The 21,200-nt window shown below is 54.0% G+C and carries 12 protein-coding genes; 7 read left to right on the plus strand and 5 right to left on the minus strand.

Features of this window, described 5'->3' with window-relative positions; translation table 11 throughout:
• Positions 1-7 precede the first annotated feature (7 nt).
• Both CQ017_RS12900 and CQ017_RS12905 read left to right on the plus strand, forming a co-directional pair.
• Complete coding sequence (locus CQ017_RS12900; RefSeq protein WP_255248290.1) at positions 8-1,240, plus strand: DUF6716 putative glycosyltransferase; 1,233 nt, start codon at positions 8-10, stop codon at positions 1,238-1,240.
• Between the two features lie 294 nt (positions 1,241-1,534).
• Entirely contained in the window at positions 1,535-2,620 is a 1,086-nt protein-coding gene (locus CQ017_RS12905) for an inositol-3-phosphate synthase (protein ID WP_105554042.1), read from the plus strand.
• 935 nt (positions 2,621-3,555) lie between these two features.
• Here CQ017_RS12905 and CQ017_RS12910 read toward each other — a convergent pair.
• The gene (locus CQ017_RS12910) at positions 3,556-5,004 is read right to left on the minus strand and encodes a CCA tRNA nucleotidyltransferase (protein WP_096282889.1); all 1,449 of its coding nucleotides are present in this window, start codon (positions 5,002-5,004) and stop codon (positions 3,556-3,558) included.
• A gap of 124 nt (positions 5,005-5,128) precedes the next feature.
• Between CQ017_RS12910 and CQ017_RS12915 the strand changes: the two genes are divergently transcribed.
• From CQ017_RS12915 to trxA, 5 genes are all read left to right on the plus strand, one after another.
• Positions 5,129-5,668: an NUDIX hydrolase gene (locus CQ017_RS12915; RefSeq protein ID WP_105554043.1), complete on the plus strand. Its 540-nt coding sequence runs from the start codon at positions 5,129-5,131 to the stop codon at positions 5,666-5,668.
• Positions 5,652-7,409, plus strand: coding sequence for a murein biosynthesis integral membrane protein MurJ (gene murJ / locus CQ017_RS12920; RefSeq protein WP_258133631.1), 1,758 nt, complete (start codon positions 5,652-5,654; stop codon positions 7,407-7,409). Before CQ017_RS12915 ends, murJ begins: the two co-directional genes overlap by 17 nt.
• Positions 7,410-7,507: 98 nt before the next feature.
• The gene (locus CQ017_RS12925) at positions 7,508-9,094 is read left to right on the plus strand and encodes a hypothetical protein (RefSeq protein WP_146112483.1); all 1,587 of its coding nucleotides are present in this window, start codon (positions 7,508-7,510) and stop codon (positions 9,092-9,094) included.
• A gap of 100 nt (positions 9,095-9,194) precedes the next feature.
• Positions 9,195-10,163 (plus strand): thioredoxin-disulfide reductase, encoded by a 969-nt coding sequence (gene trxB, locus CQ017_RS12930; RefSeq protein ID WP_105554046.1) that lies wholly within the window; start codon positions 9,195-9,197, stop codon positions 10,161-10,163.
• A gap of 26 nt (positions 10,164-10,189) precedes the next feature.
• A complete protein-coding gene (gene trxA, locus CQ017_RS12935) occupies positions 10,190-10,513 on the plus strand; it encodes a thioredoxin (protein ID WP_096282898.1) in 324 nt (107 codons plus the stop codon).
• Between the two features lie 7,021 nt (positions 10,514-17,534).
• On the opposite strand, the gene CQ017_RS12950 is transcribed toward trxA, so the two are convergent.
• From CQ017_RS12950 to CQ017_RS12965, 4 genes are all read right to left on the minus strand, one after another.
• Entirely contained in the window at positions 17,535-18,695 is a 1,161-nt protein-coding gene (locus tag CQ017_RS12950; RefSeq protein ID WP_105554048.1) for a ParB/RepB/Spo0J family partition protein, read from the minus strand.
• A gap of 184 nt (positions 18,696-18,879) precedes the next feature.
• The gene (locus CQ017_RS12955; RefSeq protein ID WP_258133632.1) at positions 18,880-19,851 is read right to left on the minus strand and encodes a ParA family protein; all 972 of its coding nucleotides are present in this window, start codon (positions 19,849-19,851) and stop codon (positions 18,880-18,882) included.
• Between the two features lie 134 nt (positions 19,852-19,985).
• Positions 19,986-20,627 carry a 16S rRNA (guanine(527)-N(7))-methyltransferase RsmG gene (gene rsmG, locus CQ017_RS12960; RefSeq protein ID WP_096282904.1) on the minus strand — a complete coding sequence of 214 codons (642 nt, stop codon included), beginning with the start codon at positions 20,625-20,627 and terminating at the stop codon, positions 19,986-19,988.
• Between the two features lie 44 nt (positions 20,628-20,671).
• Positions 20,672-21,199 carry a R3H domain-containing nucleic acid-binding protein gene (locus CQ017_RS12965; protein WP_105554050.1) on the minus strand — a complete coding sequence of 176 codons (528 nt, stop codon included), beginning with the start codon at positions 21,197-21,199 and terminating at the stop codon, positions 20,672-20,674.
• Position 21,200 lies beyond the last annotated feature (1 nt).

Here is a 21,200-nt window from a genome sequence, read left to right on the forward strand (position 1 = left end):
GATCCTCGTGAAACCAGCAATTCTTGCGGTCGCGGATTCAGACTCGTATCTGAAACTCGCCACCACATTCCTGCACCGTCTGGGCCCGAGTTGGGACCGTCGCGTCGTATTGGCGCGCACCCCTGTCATGCCCACCGAAGAACAGATCGCCGCAGCATTCGAGGGAACCGACCTCGACCCCGCAGATCTAGAGGTCTTAGCCTTGAATCAGTTCAATGCGCAAACCGTTGGCGAAGATGTCGTCTTCGCCGCCGCCACTGGGCCAGTGGTCGCCGAGTTGTATGCTCGAATGCTGCGCACCGAGCCGGTGGACCAACGACGCACCGCGCTGATCTCCGCGCTTCCCGGGGTCGCCTATCCTGCCACCCGCAAAGGATGGAATTACCGCCGGCCAGGTGACGCATTCATCTGCCATTCACACGCCGAGGCGCGCGATTTTTCATTTATGAACCTCGACCACGAGGGTCATCAGCCAACGATCATGGTCAGCAAGCTTCCCTTTCTGCGTTCCTCGGGTTTTCCCACCAGTTCATCTGCCCCGATCAAGCGACTGGTCTTTGCACCGCAGGCCAAGGTGCCTGTCGGTAAATCCGAACGCGAGAGCATTCTGGTCTCGCTCGAGCAGGCCGCTCGGCTCAATCCGGGACTGGAAGTCATGGTCAAATTGCGAGCGCGCGCTGGCGAACCGCAGACGCATCTCGAGGCCTACCCCTATGACCTACTTTTTGAAGAGCTTGTTCGCTCTGGCCGGTTGGGAAAGTCCACGCATCTGCGCTTCGTGACCGGCAGCATGTCTGAAGTGCTTACGGAGCATAGCGCGCTCGTGACCGTTTCATCCACGGCAGCGCTCGAGTCGATCGATCGCGGATTGCCGACCATGGTGCTCTCCGACTTCGGCGTAAATGCCCAGATGATCAACGTCGTTTTCGAATCCTCCGGATTGCTCGGTACTCTGCAGGACCTCGAGGACCTGAACTTTGAACCGGCAAACAAGCCCTGGCTACGAGAAAACTATTTTCACCGTGTGGACAACACGTTCAATGAATCTTTGACCATCCTCGCGCATCGTGCCCGGGGCGGTCAGCTAAAAACAGATCCCGAGATTCTGGCTTTCATCAAGCACCAACCACTTCGTCAACGGGTCCGGACGGCACTTCCGACACCAGTGCTCAGGGTATTGCTGAAAATTCGCAGACACATGAAGTTGTCACGACAATCAAACCCAAGGTCCATGTCATGATCAAAATTATCTATGCGAGTGACGTAGGAAATTCGTTATTCTTTCAGTAGCAGTCATAGGCATAATTGGCTTTGCTCTTGTACAAGAATAGCTCCTTGATCCGCCTTTTCCCGGATTGCTGCATGCCAAACTCACCACGATCAGCCTGCCTTCCGTTGAAACATCCGGTGATTGCAACCACTATGGGAATGTTTCTTGGCCAAAAGGTCTTAAGATCATTAAGGGCCCATTAATAGACTGTGCTATCGCGCGGTCATTTTGCCCACAGATTTGTATATTTCATTAGGAGTTCATGTGTCGGCGAGCCCGATTCGCGTTGCCATTGTTGGTGTGGGTAACTGCGCCACTTCCCTTATCCAAGGTGTCGAGTACTACCGAAGTGCCGACGAAAATGCCTCTATTCCGGGCCTGATGCACGTGCGATTCGGTGATTACCACGTGGCCGACGTTGAATTCGTTGCGGCATTCGATGTGGATGCGAAGAAGGTCGGCCTCGACCTATCCGACGCTATCCTGGCCAGCGAAAACAACACCATCAAGATCGCCGACGTACCAGCCACCGGTGTCACCGTGCAGCGCGGGCCCACCCTGGACGGTCTGGGCAAGTACTACCGGGAGACCATTGAAGAGTCGACCGCCGACCCTGTTGACGTCGTCAAGGCGTTGAAGGAAAACAAGGTCGACGTCATGGTCTGCTACCTGCCGGTGGGTTCCGAAGACGCAGCAAAGTTCTACGCTCAGTGCGCTATCGATGCAGGCGTTGGCTTCGTCAACGCCCTGCCGGTCTTCATTGCCGGCACCCCGGAGTGGGCACAGAAGTTCACCGATGCAGGCGTGCCAATCGTGGGCGACGACATCAAGTCGCAGATCGGCGCCACCATCACACACCGTGTGATGGCCAAGCTCTTCGAAGACCGTGGCGTGGTGCTTGATCGCACCTACCAGCTGAACGTCGGCGGCAACATGGACTTCAAGAACATGTTGGAACGCGATCGTTTGGAATCCAAGAAGATCTCCAAGACTCAGGCAGTCACCTCGAACACCTCGGCCAAGCTCACCGCTGACGACGTGCACATCGGACCTAGCGACTACGTTGCCTGGCTCGATGACCGCAAGTGGGCGTTCGTTCGCCTCGAGGGACGCAACTTCGGTGATGCTCCGGTGAATCTGGAATACAAGCTAGAGGTTTGGGACTCGCCAAACTCGGCCGGTGTCATCATTGATGCTGTGCGTGCAGCCAAGATCGCGCTTGACCGCGGCATTGGCGGCCCGATCCTGTCGGCTTCGAGCTACTTCATGAAGTCCCCACCAGAGCAGTACGACGACGAGTCGGCTCGCGCAAAGGTCGAAGCCTTCATCCGCGGCGACATCGAACGCTAGAAAGTCCCCCGGGACGAAGCAAAAAAGATCCGTGCGTGGAATTCTGGAATAGAGTTCCATGCACGGATCTTTTTGTATGCTCCTTCTATAGCGCGCGGCTTGCCCCGGACGCGGAGAAGCCCGCCGGCTGATAGGCCGGCGGGCCTCTGCTGAATTGTTTGCGAGTTCATTTCGCACCCCTTCCTGTAGTTGGCAACAACGGTAATGGCGTTGAGCTCAACTATCGGATACGGAGGTACATTTCCGGTGGCACATGGTTGACCAACTCCCGCTGACTTAGTCGGCGGTTTAATTCGGCACTATCAAGTTGCTTCCGGTTCTTAGCAAAACGCTTTTTCATTATTGTTCCCTCCCTTCTAAACAGATCGGGGAGGTGGGAAGGTCCTGGTGCGTAGTAGAAACTGCGCGAGCTTTCAGGCTTTCGGGACCTGCGAAGATGAGTTCCGAGGTTCGAACGGCCCGTTGAACAGAGCTATCAAAAAGTGGAGCAGACATGAAAAAAGTTCCTAAGGGAGAATGTCGATTACTGACTGACCGCCCCAGGAACTTTTGCTTGAATTCGTAGAAGTCTAGGAATCCATCATTCCGGAGGCAGGGGAAACGCCATGGCGCGCGGCAAAGCCGAACCAGCAATTTGAAAAGGCCATTTTGCCTGATCGCATGCCGCCATAATTCCAGTTATCTCGATTTGTAATCACGTTTCCCACCTCCTAAAAATCTGTCCGAGTCAATCGCGCAAAAGCCCGAGACTCACTTAGTATTGTCTTTTTGATCCGCAAGTCTCATTGAGACTTCCCAATCACAATATTCAGCATACATGGAGAATTTCGCACGCGCCAGTGATTTACTCAAATTCTTCAATAAGTTTCTTTAAAGCCGTGTAGGGACGCTCTGGGCCTGCCCCAAAACGTCCCTACCTGCGCTAATTGCAACTACTATTCGGCTGCTGGTTGCTGAGATTCCGGTTGTTCCGCCCACCATGCACGGAGTCTTTCTGCGGCGACTTGCTCTCCCAGCGGCCCGTCATCCAAACGCAGGTTGAGCATGAAATTGTAGGCGCGACCTACCAATGGCCCGGCTTTAATGTCCAGCAAAGCCATAATCTGTTCACCATTCAAATCTGGACGAATGGACTTCAGCTCTTCCTGCTCGGTAATTTCAGCTATCCGCGTCTCTAGATCGTCATAGGCAAATCCGAGGCGCTCGGCCTTACGGCGGTTGCGGGTCGTGACATCCGACCGGGTCAGGCGGTGCAATCGCTCAAGCAGTTCGCCCGCGTCGGTCACATAGCGGCGCACAGCCGAATCGGTCCAACCGGCGTCTCCATAGCCGTAAAAGCGCATGTGCAGTTCAACCAGGCGCGCCACCGCTTTGGTGGTGTCCTTGTCGAATCGCAGGGCGCGCATGCGCTGTTTCACCAATTTCGAACCGACCATGTCATGGTGGCGGAATGAAACCGCGCCATTGGACTCGAACTTACGAGTTGCAGGCTTTCCAGCGTCATGCAGCAACGCCGCGAAGCGAAGAATGAAATCTGGCCCTGGAACGGGGCCCTCGCTATCGGTTTCATGTCCTATGGCTTGTTCAAGCACGGTCAGCGAATGCTGATAGACATCCTTGTGCCGGTGGTGCTCATCGATTTCCAAGCGCAGCGCTGAAACCTCGGGCAGCACCTTGTCTGCCAAACCCGAATCGACCAGCAAATCTATGCCCGCACGCGGGTCGGCTCCGTTGATCAGCTTGATCAATTCGTCGCGTACTCGTTCGGCAGAAATGATATCGATGCGCTCGGTCATTTCGCTCATCGCCTGGCGAACCTCGGAGGACACCTCGATGCGAAGCTGCGATGCGAATCGTGCGGCTCGCATCATGCGCAACGGGTCATCCGAGAAGGAGATATCGGGGGAACCTGGAGTGCGGATTAGTTCATCGCGCAGCGAACTGACCCCGTCGAAGGGATCCACCAGTTCCAAATCGGGCAGACGTAACGCCATGGCATTCATGGTGAAGTCTCGGCGGTACAGGTCATCATGCAGGTTATCGCCAAAGGCAACGATTGGCTTGCGCGAATCCTTGTCATAGGCGTCAGCCCGGTAAGTCGTGACCTCTAATGTGTGCTCACCCTTTTTCAAGGCGATGGTCCCGAATTCGCGTCCCACATCCCAGATGTTGTCGGCCCATCCCGAGATCACCTTAACGGTTTGCTCCGGCTTCGCGCTGGTGGTGAAATCCAGGTCGGGAGAGACACGGCCAAGATAAAGATCGCGGACCGGACCACCAACCAGGGAAATCTCATGACCGGCACGAACGAAACGATCGGCGAGCTCGAAAATGACCGAAGGCAGGATCTGGCGCAGGGCGTCATGAGATGGAAGTGCGTACATAGTTCCTTAAGCGTGCCAGATTTCTGGTGTTCTCGCTTGAAAAATCGCGGAACTTCCTTGCGAGATACCTCTCTTGTCCAAGTCGCTAAGGCGTAGATCGCCAAAAAGTCGATAGAGTGGTTTCATGAACCGTCCGATCCCGTCTGCCCCAAAGCGCACGCCATTGACTGCGTCAATGGCTTCTGCGCAGGCGTCCGGCGGTCCTCAGACACTTCCAACGGTCGAAGAAGTTTCCTCCGGCGGCATTGTTATTGACTTTGACAACCCTGATTTTCCAGTCGCAATCATTGCACGGTACAACCGCGGTGGACGTTTGGAATGGTGCCTTCCTAAGGGGCACCCCGAGGGCGAAGAGATCAATGAGGAAGCTGCCGTCCGCGAGATCGAAGAAGAAACCGGCATTGCCGGTCGTATCCTCGCTCCGCTGGGCTCTGTGGACTACTGGTTCACAGTAACCAATTACCGGGTTCATAAGACCGTGCACCATTTCCTCCTGGAAGCCACCGGCGGACACCTCACGATCGAGAACGACCCAGACCATGAGGCGGTAGATGTCGCATGGGTACCCTTGAATGCGCTCGGTAAGCGTCTTTCCTTCCCTAATGAACGCCGGATCGCTGACCTGGCACGCGAGGTCCTTACGAAGTATGTCTCAGGTTCCTAATTCACCGCTCAGCCCCGATCAGCCGAATACCGGAACCCACGAACAGGTTACTGAACTAGCGACTCCAGCGGCCCCGGCTTCCGGTGGAAGATCAAAAACCTATGCGCTGATGGCGTCGGGCACATTGGTTTCCCGCATGCTCGGCTTCGTCCGCACCGCCATGCTGGCCATGGCCATTGGTTCGGTCACCTCGGTGGCAGATATCTTCGAGAAGGCGAACGTCATCCCGACGATCATCTTCATGCTGCTAGCTGGCGGCGTCTTCAACGTGGTGTTGATTCCACAACTTATCAAGGCCTCCAAGGCCAAGGACCGTGGAGCCGCATACACCTCGAAGCTAGTCACCCTCACCATCGTGGTGATGGGTACGCTGACGGTTGTGCTGACCTTGTGCGCCCAACCAATTATCATTGCGCTCACTAACAACTGGACCGATCCGATGATCGCGCTCGGCACGGCGTTCGCCTATTGGTCCTTGCCACAGATCTTCTTCTACGGGCTATATGCGGTGCTTGGGCAGGTCCTCAATGCGCACGGCAGATTCGCCGCCTTCATGTGGGCTCCTGCGGCCAATAACCTGATCCAATTATTGGTAATCGGCTCGTTCATGCTGGTCTTCGGCGCCTATTCTTCGGGCGATCCGATGGATTCTTGGAGCACCGGAAAAACTATATGGCTTGCCGGCGGTGCGACCCTAGGCATCATCATGCAATCTCTCGTACTGCTCTGGCCATTGAAGAAGACTCACCTCAAGCTCCGCTTCGATTTCTCCTGGCGTGGGATGGGACTGCGCCGGGTCGGCCGGCTAGCTATCTGGACGCTGGCGGCGATGGTCATCGGCAACATCTCTTCTTTGATCTACTCGAAAATCGTCTCCGGAGCGACGGCGGCCCGTACCGAACTATCTGCCGAACAGGCCGCCTCAGTAGCCGGCGAATACGCGCTGAATACCTCGCAGCTAATCACCGTGTTGCCACATTCACTGTTCGCACTGACCGTGGCCACCGTCCTTTTTAATGACTTCACCCGAGCCTTTGCCGACCGCCGGCGCAAAGATATCGGACCACTGCTCAACCAGGGCATGCGCTCTACCGCAATCCCTATCATTTTCTTCACCGTGGTCTTCATCGTATTGGCCGGTCCGTTGGGGCGCCTCTTCGCCGGCAGTTCCGAAAATTCCGTTCAAGCGGCAGCCGCCATCGGCCAGTTGCTGGTCCTCACCGCTCTGGGGCTTCCGTTCAAGTCGATCCAGTTCTTCATGTTGCGCGTCTTTTTCGCCGACGAAGACACCCGGACTCCCATGCTGATCCAGAGCAGCATTGCCGCGATCGGTCTGATCGGCGCCGTGTTGGCAGCCTGGCTGGTCGACCCGATAAATATTGCCGCAGCGATTGCCTTCATCTACGGCATCACCAATGTCATCTCGGCAGTCATCACGCATTATCTGATCAAACGACGCTACGGCGACTATGGCGTCACCAAGGTCATCGACACCTATATACGAATCGGTTGGATGGCCACCCTGTCTGCAATTATTGGCTGCATTCCCCTGGCTTTATTGGGTGGTTTCAGCTTCGGATTCGCTTATGAATCGCTGTTCAGCGCCGCTGTCACGATCTGTGTTGTGGGCCTAGTTATGGCCATAAGCTTTGTGTTGTTGTTGCATCGGACCAAGGTCCCGGAGCTCGCCGGATTCCTCGGCCCGCTTATGCGCAGAATTCCGCGCCTTTCCAAGCCGTGATTCTGCTCAAATGACCAACAAATGACGGGTTTGGGCAGGTAACATGAAGGATGGTGGGTCTGCCTGCCGTTCGAAGCAATCAAACCTTGGAGATGCACGTGTCGCAGCCCATCGATGTCGGTTCTGTCCTTAGCGGGCGCTACCAGGTCACCGAAACCGTTCTGACCACAGCCGAGGGAGATCTGGTGCTTGGCGGCATCGATCAGGTGCTCAACCGATCGGTCAGCATCGTGGTCGCTTCCGCGGCCAACTCCTCGCAGCTGGCCACCAGCGCGCGTGAAATTGCCATGGGCGAGCGTCAGGCCAACGTCCAGGTACTGGACCTTGGGATCACCGAAACGAATCAAAGCTACTTAGTGGCGAACGTCGCCCGCTCAGCCGACCTGCTGGATCTGGTGCTCGAGGCACAAGACGCGCCGTACGTCGAACCGTTCTTCACTGATACCCTGGGCACCGAGCTATTCGGCGAGTCCCGTCAGTCGGTACCCGAGACTTACGAAGACGATGCTGAATACTACGAACAGCTGCGCTACGAAGACGAGCCTGAAGAACAGAACAAGGTTGGCAACGCGCTGAGCAGCGGGTTCGCCGGTTTGAAGAACCGTTTTGGCCGCAAGAATGCCACCGCCGCGGAATCCGTCGATGAAGACGAGTACGTCGAAGAAAATACCGACGATCAGACCGCACCCAATGCCCAGGTAACCACCCCCACGGTGGCAACCCCGATCTCACCGGCAAACAAGGCTTCTGCGACCCCTAAGCCCAAGGTGACCCGTCTGGACGACGATGAGGAACCCAATGTCACCGCAACGGCCGCCCTCGCGGCTGCGGCCCAGTCCAAGGGATCTGCTCCTAAGAAAGAGGAGCCGAAAAAAGAAGAGCCAAAGAAGCCTGCGCAGAAAAAGGCAGCAGCTATGGCCGGCATCGCCGCAGCTTCCGCACCGAAGGCTTCTACCTTCCCTGCAGCCGCCAAGGGCGTTCCTGCACAGGACGTTCCAGAGCCACTGGAGGAAGAGGAAGACGAAGGCACCTCGAAGGGCGTACGTCTGCTCGTGGGCGCCGTGCTGATCGCGGTGCTGATCATCGGCATCGTTTTCGCCTTCAACTTCTTGGGTGGCGCAGGTAAGGACACAACTGCCGATCCTTCGACCGCCCCGTCCGAAACCGCGGCCGCACCGACCCAGGACGAGGCTGAAACGCCAAGCGAGCCTTCACTGCCGGCTCCAAAGGTCGATGATGTCTCGCGTCTGGTGCCAGGCAACCAGCAGCTTAATGCGGAAACCGACAACACCCTCGGCGACATGATCGACGGCAATCCTTCGAGCACCTACAAGACCTACTCGTACACCACCAGCAACTTCGGTGGCTTCTCCTCGAATATGGTCTTCATCCTGGAGCTTGAAGAGGAATCGGGAATCTCCGAAATCAATCTCGAGGGCCTGAATGCCACCGGTGGCGACTACGAGATCCTCGTAGGTACCTCAGATGATCTGGGCGATGCGAAGTCTGTGGCCAAGGGCTCGTTCTCCGGTCCATCGATCTCCGTTCCGGTCAAGGGCGATGACTCCGATCAGATGGCAGGCACGCACGTATTCCTCAACGTCACTGACCTGCCACGCCGTGCTTCGGGCGCCAATGCCTCCCGTCCATTCGGCTTGCAGATCGGCGAGTTCTCCGCCAAGTAACAGAAGCGGAATTTTTTACCAAAGCAATGCGTTGAGGTGGATAGTGAGGTTAGACCTTGCTATCCACTTCGCATTATTAGAACGAAAGGGTTCTACCCTCGTGACTTCAGCACAGAACGACGAAATCCGCGACGTAATCATCGTCGGCTCCGGCCCGTCGGGTTATACCGCTGCGATTTACACCGCGCGTGCGAACCTGAACCCGTTGGTCATTGCCGGCTCAGTCACCGCCGGTGGCGAACTGATGAACACCACGGACGTCGAAAACTTCCCAGGCTTCCCCGAGGGCATCATGGGCCCTGACCTGATGGACAACATGCAGAAGCAGGCCGAGCGCTTCGGCGCCGAGGTGCTCTTCGATGATGTCACCGAGATGCAGCTCGACGGCGAAATCAAGACCCTGTCGTTGGCCGACGGTACCGTGTACCGCGCCCGCACCGTCATTGTTTCCACTGGCTCTGCCTACCGCGAGCTGGGCCTTCCAGACGAAAAACGCCTCTCCGGCCACGGTGTCTCCTGGTGTGCTACCTGCGATGGTTTCTTCTTCCGCGACCAGACGATCTCCGTCATCGGCGGCGGCGACTCCGCAATGGAAGAAGCTCTCTTCCTGACCAAGTTCGCGGCAAAGGTCATCGTGGTGCACCGCCGCAGCGAACTTCGCGCGTCGAAGATCATGGCGGATCGCGCCTTGGCACACGAAAAGATCGAATTCGTCTGGGACTCCGAGGTTGTCGGCATTAACGGCGAAAACAAGGTCAACGGCCTCGTCGTGAAGAACCGCAACACCGGCGAAGAGTCCACCCTGGATGTCACCGGAATCTTCGTAGCCATCGGCAATGATCCACGCGTGGATCTCGTCAAGGATCAGCTGGAGCTAACCGCAGAAGGCACCATCGCCGTCGACGGCCGTTCTTCGCGTACTTCGTTGCCTGGTGTTTACGCAGCTGGCGACGTCATCGATTCAAACTACCGTCAGGCAATCACCGCCGCAGCTTCCGGCTGCGCCGCTGCTCAGGACGTCGAGCATTACTTGGCCAACGTCAAGACCCCGGCCAAGGTAACCAACTAATAATTCGCAGAAAGGGGTTCACTCACATGAGTAACGCTAAGGCAGTAACCGAAGCAACCTTCCAGGCAGAAGTTCTGGAGTCCGAGAAGCCAGTAATCGTAGATTTCTGGGCAGAGTGGTGCGGTCCATGCCGTCAGCTGAGCCCAATCCTGGATCAGATCGCTGAGGAGCACGCAGACAAGGTCACCATCGTAAAGCTGAACATCGATGAGAACCAGGCGATTTCCGCGAAGTACGGCATCACCAGCATTCCTGCAATGTTCGTTTTCAAGGATGGCGAGCACGTCGCCTCCTCGCTCGGTGCTAAGCCAAAGGCTGTCATTGAGAAGGAATTTGCAGAATACCTGTAGATCCTAAGTAGTTGTCAAAATAGGCGTTGAGCTTTCGAGCTCAACGCCTATTTTTGTCCCTACCGCTAGTCAGGGCGTGGTGGCTATGCTCAGAAAACGCGCCTCAGAGCTACGACGTATTTAACCAAGTAATATAGCTTGTTTTCTCTCAAGTAAATTGGAGATTTCATTTCCATGTGTGTTTGTTGGTCAGATTCAACATATCGACGGAAAACACGGCGCTCACCCAACCGGCTGCAGGTAGCACGTGCGCTTCGATCTCTGGCTACTTCAACTTTCTTCGAAGCAACCCGTTAGCGTGCAAAGTAGTTTAGAGCACCTTCCAGATATCGATAGCCGCTTACCAACATGAGCATCTTCGGCGATTACTTTGCATAGATGACGACATCCGCTAGCGGCACCAATCTTCTTACCAGTCATGAATCCCGAGGCTGCCATGCACAAGTCGATCCTCGTTTGAAACTCAGTAGTGCTAGTCAGAAGTGAACTCATCTTTAAAATTTTCATGTTCCTGATTCCTATGTTGCTTGGGATATAGACCAGGAAAATTCAGGAAAAAGACTACCTTCGAGATTCGGCAGTAGAAGACGTGCAACGGTGCCTTGCGAGCTCAAAGAAGAAGACGCTGGATGGGGGTCTCTCAATGTAACGGCCCGCCCTACGACGTACCTGGCAAGCGTCTCTCCTCACTGAATGTGTCAAGTAATCAGGACCAGAAGCATGGAGCGAGAACGGACCGGATGGACCTCAGAACGTTCGCAACCATGTGTCGCTACTCTACTTCGATACAGCAAGTCCAGGAGACCGGTCCACGTAACCGGTACTGGTGTACCAGTTATTGAGAATTGGTGACCGCTGAACTACCTTCGCTGTCCAGTCGCTGCACTCGTGTTAGAGCGTCGATGCCAAGTCGTGGATATCGACGCGGTTCGGCTAATAAGGCGCTATCTCGGATACCCGTTTCTCTTTTGCGCTGACTAGCAACTCACTGAGCTTTCTCGGGAACGCGGCAACGAGAAGAACCGATCGGTCTTCATTGATTCGATTACTGGTGAGAAAGCAGGCTCCTAGAAGCACGCGTATTGTTGGGGTCATCTATTGGGAAAACGCAGGTCCAGTTGTACCTCGCCGAGATTATCAACGTGACCTATAGTCGTCGTAAGTAGTTGGTCGTTCAGGGGCCTTCATAGTGTTGTTGGCAGCCCACGGTGGACAGTTCCCGGGTCTGACGATAGCGCTGCGTCTGTGTACTCGAACGAGTGGACGCATGATGCCACGGTAGTTTGCCATCCGTCCTCCTAGAATAGATTCACCTCCCCCAAGTAGAGCATTTGACTCATTGTGAGGCAGCAATAATGCCTTCCAGCGGCCTTGCCAACGAAACACGATAATCTTCCGTCTGAGCCACCCTTAGAGCCCTTGAAGACCTCTGAATAAGCAGACCCTCTATGGGGAGACTTTCGGCGGATGTCGTAGAAAGCGAAGCAACGCCCGTATGGCTCGACGGCAACAGGCTCTGCACTCACTACAAGCAATCTGTCTGGCCTGCCAGGTTCAATTCAGGGGTTCACGCGGATACGAACTTGGATCGGTTTGTTCAGCATAGGATCTGGGTTGAGCCGGGCAACTTCAACATGTAGGTGCAACCCTCATGGCTACGGATCAAGGGTGTTGTTGAATATTAGTAGGTTTGGGGACCACCCAATATTGCCTTTGAAAGCCAGCGTTATTGCCGTTGGGGACCAGCAGCTGCCCTGAAGGGTGCCACTGGCCGCCAACGGTATTCCTTTCTATACGAGGTTCAACTGCTCACGCATGTTGTACGTCCCGGTTTCGCACCACGTCGTATTGTGAATGATTCGATCCATAATCGCGTCCGCATGCACCCCAGAACCAAGCCGCTGATGCCAGAGGCTTCGTTGTCAGAGGATCAATACACGTGTCGCTCCCGGAACTGTTCCACCTTCTGGTGGTTAGTTAGGTCCCGAGATCTGCCAGTGAAAACTTGACGTTAAGAGTGAATGTTCGTTGGCGCAGCCGCAATCAGTTCTGAAATCGACCGAACCTCATTTATCAGACAATCAGGTCCGCCCGCCCCCGATCGTCGAACGGTGAATACCATGTCGTCTCGCAAATAGCGTTGTTTCACGTGAAACAAACGTCATTTCTGGTCTGGCCTCGAAAGGGCTAGATTCCATTCTGTCTTCCGTTGATTGACGTTCGAAATCGCGCGTCGACGATCGCCGTTTTCAATAATGGAAGGGACCAGTAGCGCACAATTCTGTACCCGAAGAACATATTTGCGTCCCGTGCTGACATGGAGCGGCTTTTCTCGTCGCCAGCTATACAACACCATGGATTCTGTAATTCCAACCTTTAAGTGAGTGAAGAATGTTTCACGTGAAACACGCGCAGATGATGAGTATCAGGAGGACCGCGAACCGAACTGCCCCAAGTGTAGTGAAAAATATCAGCACTACGCCTAGACGGTAGCAAGAACTATAAAAACCGTTTCGTCGCAGACGCCATTGTAGAACCTGGCGCCACATCCCGATTACCCGTAATGAGTTCCAGAATCACTGCGGGAGCAGCCAGTGATTCGGTCGGATGTTCTCATCGATTCGTCAGGTGCCTAATCTGGATAGATGACCTTTTGTCCCACACTGGCTTTCAGCGAGAAATCACAAGTGCACAGTCATCGTTTTTGAGCGGAACTCCTAGTAGCTCTCAAACGCCGGCAAACGAGAACGAGATGCAGACAGCCGATATTTGCCTAGTACCTCTCCCCCACTACATCTGGGATAAGCCCTTCATTTCGCACCTGTCCCGATTGCGCGACATGCTGGATGCTACCGATATTTCCGTTGGGAGACGGTACCTACTTGTGCCGGAGATACAGCGGCCGCCAATGCGAATGTCCATGCCCAACAGCACGGATGATCTCCAGTATTCTGAACCTTTCGAAAACGTTCCAGATGGTACCGCGGAAGAGCCTGCCCATCTCATCTCGCAACGGATGCCGATGCCGAGTAACTAAGTCTCCAGACACTGAGTACAAGATAACGTTGAGCGACAACAGCGGCGTGCATATCTCCAAGCAGCAACGTTCCGAACCAGAAGCAATTTTTCCTTGGCACATGCCGGCAAGACTCCATCCATCGCGACGTTATTCTCATCGCTATGGACTTGTGGAACGTAACCGTAGCCATTGAATCCTTTTCGCGAAGTCTGCCAGGCTTCTTTCGTCGGGTCGGGCAGCCTTCGGCAACGTAGATCCCAACGATGCCGGTGAACCCTATGGCAGTGCCCAAAGAGAACATTCATGTTTCTTTGGGATAGTCCCACACGTAGTACCGTCGGTTGCCACAGGAGTAGACGTTCAGAAAAATACGATCGTGAAATCGCTCGGGAAGCGGATCAGTTGAATATTTGACGATTTGAAAGCGCCAATATGGCCACTCAGAACCGCCAATGGCGCCCCTGAGAGCCATGAATTGGAATCCTTCCGCCATATGACAACATCTGTTGGAGGGAGCAATGCAATTGGTGCGATAAAACAATGCGAAGCTGACACGCTTGCTTCCCGTCGAAGGAATATCGGGGCGGAGTATCGACGTCTCGCGAAACATCTTCAGAAACAACGCATACAACGTCCTAGATGCCGAATTAGAAACCGAAAACACCGGAACGGGAACCCAGGCAAACTATAGGAACCTGTTTGGTAGTTTTTAGTCCCTGGCCTCGGGGAGCATTAGGGCTCGTTCACTCCGCCTGACTGGAATACGGTGTCTAAGCAATTCCCGAGAGTCGGAGTGACACTCAAATTCCTGCATGGACGCGATCATGGAGCGGATCGGGCAAAATACGATCTGAGTCGATACTACGAGCTACAACATGAGGGAGAAAAGGTCCTTGGACTAGGCTATAGGATGTTGTTGCGGTTACGTGGTGCCTCCCGAAAGGTTCGGGCCCTCAACAAGCACATTGGTGGCTATGGAAGGGTATATCCGGAGGCTCCCATACCTCCCGATTTTCGATCAGTATTCATTGAGTATGGGATTTGGAGCTACCGCGCGAAAATACCGAACGCAACTTCAATCGAAGCGTGTGCCGTACTGTCGCAGTGACATCAGATCACCGATCATTCCGAAGGTATACATCCCGTCTGCTACGCCCATGATCTCGTCAGTCGGACCTGTCTACCTCTTCTTGGTAACCTCTACATCGGACACTTGTTCAGCGCTCAAGAGCTGAAAGGTCCCGATATTTCACATACGCCCTACTCCCCTGATCTTCTTCGTGACTGGGGTGCCAACATGGGTATCACTAGAAATTGCTGCAGGACAGAAGCATGCACTCCCATGATGCAACTGGACTTCCAAGGATATTATTCGCCGTGATCGATTGGGCGGTGCCAAATTCATTCAGAAGTATCTTGTATCTAGTCGTGATGCCGATCCAACTATCGATATCATCTAAGGATTGAGCTCGGACCGCTACAGCTTTGACAGTGTTGCCGGCAGGGTTGAGAAATATTGCCATCCGACTTGTCTGAACTGAAATTCAATCAGCGTGTTGGATGTCGTAGGTAATCTCGATGTCGGTGTTGGACATCAGATGCGCTGCAGGCGCCCCCTGGCAGAGCATCTAGAGATTACCCTCATCATCGGTTCTCAGTACTTACTATGATCACTCTATGATTTTGGGATTCGATCCAGCCCGCTAGTTCCTTCTACATTGGTGACACGCAATGTAGTTCCGATGTCAGCCGATCCATGGCGCCATGTTTCACGTGAAACAGAGCATGCCCCATATCCAAGATATTCTGATTTATTGAATACGAACCGGAGCTTTAGCGAGACCAGCACCGATCGCGTCTAGCTAATTTTAAACCGAACACGCTCGAGCATTCGGAGCTCAGTTTGGACCTACGGTCAAATATCAGCGTCCTCGACGCCACTGGAAAGCCGATGATTCTATGCGTGAATACATGAGTATTCGGAGCCTTGAGTGTCACCGAATATTGCCTTTCGATCCGTACCACTAGATTCGAGGGTAAGCGTCGGAGCTGGCAAGGTAGCAAGGTAGCAAGGTAGCAAGGTAGCAAGGTAGCAACACTATCCGACCAACCCACCTCGATTACTTCTACACCAAGAAGATGCCTTCGGCTATCTACCATCCGAGGAACAGAGGGAATGCCCATGCCCTCTGTTGAACGCTGCCAAATGGAATCTTGTCAGTCGCTCCGTCTCTGGTGCTAGTCGAAGATCTGTGAACCTAGTTGTTCTAGGACTCGAAAAATCGCTTTGGAGAGCTATACCCAATGCGACGAAAATGAATAGCACCGCCCACAGACAATGCTGTTGCAATCATCACTCGGCATGTTCACAAAAAATCCTGCCCGTAAACCGTTGCCGGTACAGAATAGATAAAGCACTGAGGTACCACAGGATACGCAACTCCGAAGGCTGGTGGCACTCACAGCGTGGATGACGTTTTTATGCCCCCTAAGGCCTGTATTTAGGGCAACGTGCAGCTGGTTATTTTACGGTTCTAGGCAATGAAGCAAAGTAGACCAACGGATCCTCTGGATCACGGAGTCTATAGTACCTCCCCCGATAGGAACGCATCGGTACAATATTCGAGTGTAGTGAATGTCTGCCCCCTGGCTTATCCTCATTCCTGCGGTATTCAATCGTGCCGCTAGTTCCTGCCCGAGCTTGCTGGAACCGTCTCCAACGGCTATTACCGCGACCGGGCGAATTCACAATACGGGATACCCCGAAGGCAATAAACCGCAAACTTCCCCAGCGCGAATCAAGATATTTTCACTACGTAGCCCTAATTACTTTTCCAAAGGGACTGCTGGTCCCCAACGGCAATAACGCTGGCTCCAATAGGCAACGTTGCGGGGTCCCCAAACCTACTAATATTCAACACTAACGAGTTCTCAAAACATGATCGTCGTTTGCCCGGCAATTCGTTGGCACGCCTTCAATCGTCAGGAATCTGTTGGCGTGCATGGAGATCAGCCGACGTGCGGCCAGAAAATTGCCCACTGGCGGACAATTAATGCGACATCCTAATAAACCACCGCATTCGCTGAGTGAATGATCAAAGCCCGCCGTCTTATCAGCGACCACCTTCAACAAAGGTACTGCTGATGACCGTCTCATTATATGAAGGCAATGCGCCACCCAGATGGTCGGCGCCTCCCCTTTCATTGCATCTATCAGACATGGCCAAATTAGAGCAGACAACGATTTGAACTCTCATTGCTTCTCCCATCGCCACGCGCTCACGCCCGAAGCAACCATCAGATTGTTCCAAGTGCACCTTGGTCGGCATAGAACCGAGCTCGTTACCGCTGGTCCTTCTGCCCGGTGACCTTGTTCAAGGACATTCGATATGGCAGTAGTTCTGGGCCCTGAAACTTACTTCAATCAGAGGTGCAGGTACCGCTCTCGCATATCCACAATTACGCGAACAACGAGCACGCTACTGTCAGATCCGAAGCTGAACACTTGAGCCATTATCTGCGTGAATCAAATCAACGGTTTCAACATCGCCGGATGAGAAGAGAATTCAGCTGCAAGGATTCCTAGATCAAATAAGTTACATCGGACCGTTTTCGGTTTAGGAAAGTCACTACTGGTTCAATGAGGTCAAGTTTGGGTGACGCTCGCATTCTGGGCAAGAACTGATTCGGTTCACGGTGTTCCGCCTTTCCGTTTTTGTGTTTTCACGGGTCACCGCTGATCTGTTTCCTCGACTGACATGCTTGCAGCATCTCTGGTCTGGTTGACTCCTTCCTTCTAAGTGCCCAGCATGGCCTGTGCGCAGCCCCTCAGAAGCCATGTACGCCCTAGGCTGAGGTCTCCTCCAATTCTGGTCAGTTCGACCGGCTGAAGCGCTTACAAGGATCATTCGGTGTATCCGGCTTGCTGCGCGTAGGCGGATAAAAAAAATGGTGTCGGGTATGTTTCACGTGAAACATACCCGACACCGCAAGAGCAAGTGGCTACTTCTTCAAGTCCGGATCTAGGACTTCCATAATTCTATTTAGGTCCTCCACCGAGGCAAACTCGATGCTGACTTTACCTTTTTTGGTACCCAATTGAATCTTGACGCTAGTGTCCAAACGATCAGCCAACGACGTCGCCAAAAAATCCAGCCGCTCGTTACGCTGGTTCTCACGTGCCTTAACGGTCTTCTTAGCTGGCTTGTCGCCGCTAAGGGCCACTGCCTCCTCCGTAGCGCGAACGGACAATCCTTCATTGACGATTCGTTGAGCAAGTTGCTCAATTGCTTCTCCATTGGATAAACCGAGCAGTGCACGTGCATGCCCGGCCGACAATACGCCGGCGGCCACTCGTCGCTGCACCAGGGCAGGCAGTTTCATCAGCCGGATTGTGTTCGAAATCTGCGAGCGTGATCGCCCAATACGATCCGAAAGTACTTCCTGAGTGCAATTGAATTCTTCAAGAAGCTGCTGGTAAGCCGCGGCCTCTTCAAGTGGGTTGAGCTGCGAACGGTGAAGATTCTCAAGGAGTGCATCACGAAGTAGGTCGGTATCCAGCGTATCTCGGACGATAGCCGGAATCGTAGACAGTCCTGCGGCCTGAGTCGCCCTCCAACGACGTTCACCCATGACCAGTTCATATGGTGCATCGTTGTCTTCTCGCGAGGGACGAACAACAATTGGCTGGAGCAGGCCAATTTCCCGAATCGAATGGATGAGTTCATCCATGTGTTCCTGGTCAAAATTCGTTCGGGGTTGCTTACGGTTCGGATGAATCTGGTCAACGTTGAGTTCAGCAAAACGAGCTCCCGGTACGTCTACCAAGCCATTTGCCGGCTCCTCCAGCACCCCTCCCCGGTCGTTACTCTGCGGGACAGGTTCGGTCTTGCGCGGAGCGACGGTCGTGTTGAGTCCAGGCATTGCCGCCCGAGGCTTCTTCGCACTCTTTGCAGGTGCCGCTTTCGGCGCAGAGGAAGCCGACTTGCGTCCCGGCTCAAAGAACATGTCTACAGGACGAGCTGTCTTCGTCTTGCTCTGGTCGGAGGTAGGTATCGATGTTTCACGTGAAACATCGTCTTTAATCTCTGCCACAGCCCCGGATGGCGAACTGGAAATCAGCGCACCAAGCCCTCTGCCTAAGCCACGCTTCTTGTCAGCCATATAGCGGCACTCCTTTTCATCCAAATTCTCAACCCACGACTAGTCTACTGTTTACGTGAGTAACTAGGGGGATGTTGACAATTTTCCTTTTAGGGAGTCATGGGTCTATTGAAGATGAAACTTCTATCCTAAAAACAACGAAAAACAAGTGAATTCCAGATCTTGTTGTCTAGAACGTTCTGTCTTAGGATTTTACCGCTCGTTCGGCGATCTCTATGGCTGCCTCCATATAAGACAACGCGCCGGTGGAGCTCGGGTCGTAAGTAATTACGGTCTGCTGGTAACTCGGGGCTTCCGAGATGCGTACAGATCGAGGTATGACGGCGCCGAGAACTTGCTCTGGGAAATGTTCCCGCACTTCGTTGGCTACCTGTGCCGCCAAATTGGTCCGGCCGTCATACATGGTGAGCAGTATCGTGGAAACAGTTAATTTTGAATTCAAATGCTTTTGAATCATCTCAATATTCTTCAAAAGCTGGCTCAGACCCTCCAACGCGTAGTACTCACACTGAATTGGGATGAGCACTTCCCTGGCAGCCACAAATGCGTTGACAGTCAATAGGCCCAAGCTCGGCGGGCAGTCTATGAATACGTAGTCCAGACGAGGAAGTCCCTTGCGTTGACGAGTGCGCGCATAGTCATCCAATGCTCGCTGCAACCGCTGCTCTCGGGCCACCAAAGAAACTAATTCAATTTCAGCACCCGCAAGATGAATAGTTGCCGGGGCCACTTCCAATGTGGGTAGCTCAGGGCAAGTCGCAATGACATCTGCCAAAGGAAGATCATTGATAAGTACGTCGTAAATGCTATCGACTTCCGAATGATGCTCAATACCTAGAGCTGTCGATGCATTGCCCTGCGGGTCGATATCGATTACCAGAACGTTCAGACCACTCTTGGCCAAACCCGCCGCAAGGTTAACTGCCGTCGTCGTCTTGCCCACTCCACCCTTTTGGTTGGAGATAGTGAGGTATCGAGTCTTCGGCGGCGTTGGGACTTCTCGCTCCGAAATCGCTTCGCGGCGCCTATGTTCATTGGCCAGCTGACTAGCTAACGGCGAAGAAGAATCATTAAAGTCAAAAACGTTGCTCGACGAACCTTTAGCCTTGGACAAAGGTGAAACTCCTCCTCGTGAATTGATGCGTTCAAAATCCATGAACCCACCGACGATGTTTCACGTGAAACACACGAAAACAAACGTCTTAGTATGCGTTCAAGCTGAATCTCGAAAGATACTCAGGTCTTGGGTTATTCCGCATCTAAAGCTACTTAAAGACTAACGCCTAAGTATTAGCCAACCTTGATTTGAACCACCGTGGTGACTTCTTCCAGCATGTCTTCACCGACAGTGACTACCTTAGTTTCGGTGCCACCAAGCTTGCGGATGACCTTCTGCGCCTTATCAATTTCTTCTGCGGCGGAACGTCCCTTGATGGCGATAAGGTCACCTTGCCCGTGCAGCAGTGGGATGGTCAGGCCTGCGAGGTTACTCAACGCCGAGACCGCTCGGGCAGTCACGTAACGGGCATTGATGGTCTCAGTCATCTGCTCGGCGCGTCCACGCATCACGGTCACATTGTCCAGACCGAGGTCGTCGATGACTTCTGTCAGCCAGATGCAACGGCGTTCTAAGGGTTCAATCAGCGTCAGCTTGAGATCCGGACGTGCGATGGCCAAGCACAGGCCAGGAAGGCCCGCACCGCTGCCTACATCGGCTACTTCAGCATCGCGCTCCATCAACGACTCGATCACGGCGCAGTTGAGCACGTGGCGGGACCACAGACGAGGGACTTCACGCGGGCCAAGCAGCCCTCGTTCAATGCCTGACGTAGCAAGGTGCGCTACGTAGCGCTTAGCAAGATCCAGTCGGTCACCGAAAATCTTTTCGGCAGCTACGGTCTCCGCTGCTGTAAGGCTGAGGTCCTCAGTCATTGCATAGTTCCTTTGAACGATTGAAAACGCGCGGTGCGAATTACTTAGTTATCCAGCGTCGATACGACGATGTGGCGACGGGTGGATTCACCTTCGGATTCCGAATGCAGTCCAGCATCCGCAATGACATCGTGAACAAGTTTGCGTTCGTACGCGCTCATCGGCTCGAGGTGTACTGGCTGTCCCGACTTTCGCGCCTCGGCGATGGCTTCCGTGGCTAACTGCTGCAGTTCTTCGGCACGGTTTGAGCGATACCCGGCAATGTCCAAGACTAAGCGTGAACGCTCGCCAGTGGCATTGAGAACAGCCAGGCGGGTTAGCTCCTGCAGTGCATCGAGTACCTCACCGTCCTTGCCTACGAGGCTGTTCAGGTCGGTGGTGGCTTCCTCGGCGACGATGGAAATGTACGTTCGTCCGCCACGGATTTCGATGTCGATGTCGCCATCGAGATCGGCAATATCCAACAGTTCCTCTAGGTAGTCCGCGGCAACATCGCCTTCGTCGACTACCTCTTCATTTTGCTCGACCTGGTCGGTCAGCTCAGATACTTCGGTGTTCTCAGTTGCAGTCATG

This window comes from Arthrobacter sp. MYb224 (assembly GCF_002975455.1).
Lineage (GTDB): Bacteria > Actinomycetota > Actinomycetes > Actinomycetales > Micrococcaceae > Glutamicibacter.